This is a genomic window from Mesorhizobium sp. M1A.F.Ca.IN.020.06.1.1 (genome assembly GCF_004023265.1).
Taxonomy (GTDB): Bacteria; Pseudomonadota; Alphaproteobacteria; order Rhizobiales; family Rhizobiaceae; genus Mesorhizobium.
In genome coordinates this window covers 1-1,838 of sequence record NZ_RZSR01001092.1, presented here as the reverse complement: position 1 = coordinate 1,838, position 1,838 = coordinate 1, and the positions used below count along the sequence as shown (strand labels likewise).

Annotated in this window: 2 protein-coding genes; both read left to right on the top strand. The window is 66.3% G+C overall.

The features are described 5' to 3' along the window. Positions 1-1,079 (top strand): O-antigen ligase family protein (locus EOA60_RS31270; RefSeq protein WP_164899706.1); only part of this gene is annotated, 1,079 nt, incomplete at its 5' end. Beyond that, positions 1,076-1,838, top strand: a 763-nt coding sequence (locus tag EOA60_RS31265) for an NAD-dependent epimerase/dehydratase family protein (protein WP_128312499.1), incomplete at its 3' end; no start/stop codon positions are given. The genes EOA60_RS31270 and EOA60_RS31265, both read left to right, overlap by 4 nt.

The following is a 1,838-nucleotide window of genomic DNA, read 5'->3' as shown; positions in this document are numbered from 1 at the left end:
GTGCCTATTGCGCGGCCATCGTCCTTGCTTCGATCGTCAACGGCACGCTGGCGGCGGATCTGCGGTTGTTCCTGCCGCTGATCACTTTCCTCTTCTTTCCGATCTCCTATTCGACCTGGAGCATCACGGAAAAGACCGTGCTTGTACGCATCGTCGTGCTGGCGAGCGCCGCGGCATGTTTCGGCGCGCTGCTGCTCGCCGTCGTTCAGTATTACTGGATCGGCACCAGGGCCGAAGGCGGTGCCGGGAATGCCATCGTATTCGCGACGGTGACCTGCCTGGCCGCGGCGATGAGCCTCGCAGGCGCGCTGTCGGGGATCGAAAAGCGCTGGAAGCTGCTGACTCTCGCTGCGCTGTCGGGCAGCTTGGCGGTGCTTTATTCGGGCTCCCGCATCATCTGGCTGGCGCTGCTGCTGGCGGGCATCGCCGTGCTCTCGATCAACCGGCGCCGGCTCAGCGGGTTGAAACTCGCGCGCATTGCGCTGATTGCCGGCGGCGCCTGCCTGCTGCTCGCCGCGATCGCGTTTCCCGTCATTGCCAATCGCGCTGACTTCCTTTTCAGCGACTTGGATGCGCTCACCACCAAGAACGACCATACGACGGCGCTTGGGCTGCGGGTGGCGATGTGGGAGATCGGCACGAAGGCGTTTCACGAGGCTCCGATTTTCGGACATGGCATCACAGGCAGCCGGGCGCTGATGAAACAGGGTTTTCACGATCAATTCGGCATGGACGCAGGCTACAACCATTACCACAACGGTTTTCTGACCGCGGCGGTGCAGGCCGGTTTGCTAGGGGCGTTCGCCTTGGCGGCGATCTTCGTCGTCGCGGCCTGGAACGCGGCAAGGGCGCTGCGCCGCAGCGCCGGCCCAGCGGAACGGTTCGGCGCAACGATGATCATCGTCACGGTCGTCACCTATCTCATAGGCGGGCTGACCGGTATCCTGGTCGGCCAGGACCTTCTCGATTCGACGCTGATGGTGTTCCTGGTTTCGGGAACCTATCTGGCTTGCGGACGAACGGTGCCGCCGACCGGCAAGAGCGCAGCCATTCCTTCGGCCGCCGGCCGGCGAACATGAAGGTCCTGGTCACCGGGGCGACGGGGCTGATCGGACGCCAGGTGACCGGCCGGCTGCGTCAGGCCGGCTTCGACATACGCATTGCGTCCCGACGGCCAGAACGGCTGCAGGCTGCGGGCGAGGTCTTTGCGCTGCCTGGCGCCGATGCGCCGGACGATGCCTTCCTGACACTGATGCGCGGCGTGAGCCATGTCGTCCACTGCGCGGCGCTGAACAACGATCGGAACGCCAGCGACGCCGACTATCAGGCCGTCAATGCGACGCTGACCGCGCGCCTGGCCAAGGCCGCGGCCGCACGTTGCGGCGGGCGCTTCATCTATCTCTCCTCGATCCGGGCCGTGGCCGGTCCCGGCTTCAGCGGCACGATCAACGAGGCGATGGCCCCTGCCCCGCAATGCGCCTATGGCCGATCCAAACGCGAAGGCGAGATCAGGCTGATCGAGGCTTACGCCGGACGCCCGGATGCCACGGCACTGCGCCTGCCGCCCGTCTATGGGGAGAGCATGAGGGGCAACATGGCATCGCTGATGCGGCTTGCCGACACCGCCCTGCCGCTGCCGGCCGGCGTGCTGGCGGGTGTGCGCTCGCTGATCGCGTCCGACACGGCGGCGGGCGCGGTACTGCACCTTGTCAGCCGTCCGGGACCGCTCCACCCGGCCTATGTCGCGGGCAACGCAGCTCCGCTGGCGATGTCAGAAATCATCGCCGCGTTCCGGCGTGGTTTCGGCCGTCCGCCGCGGCTTGTTCCCATGCCTGCGA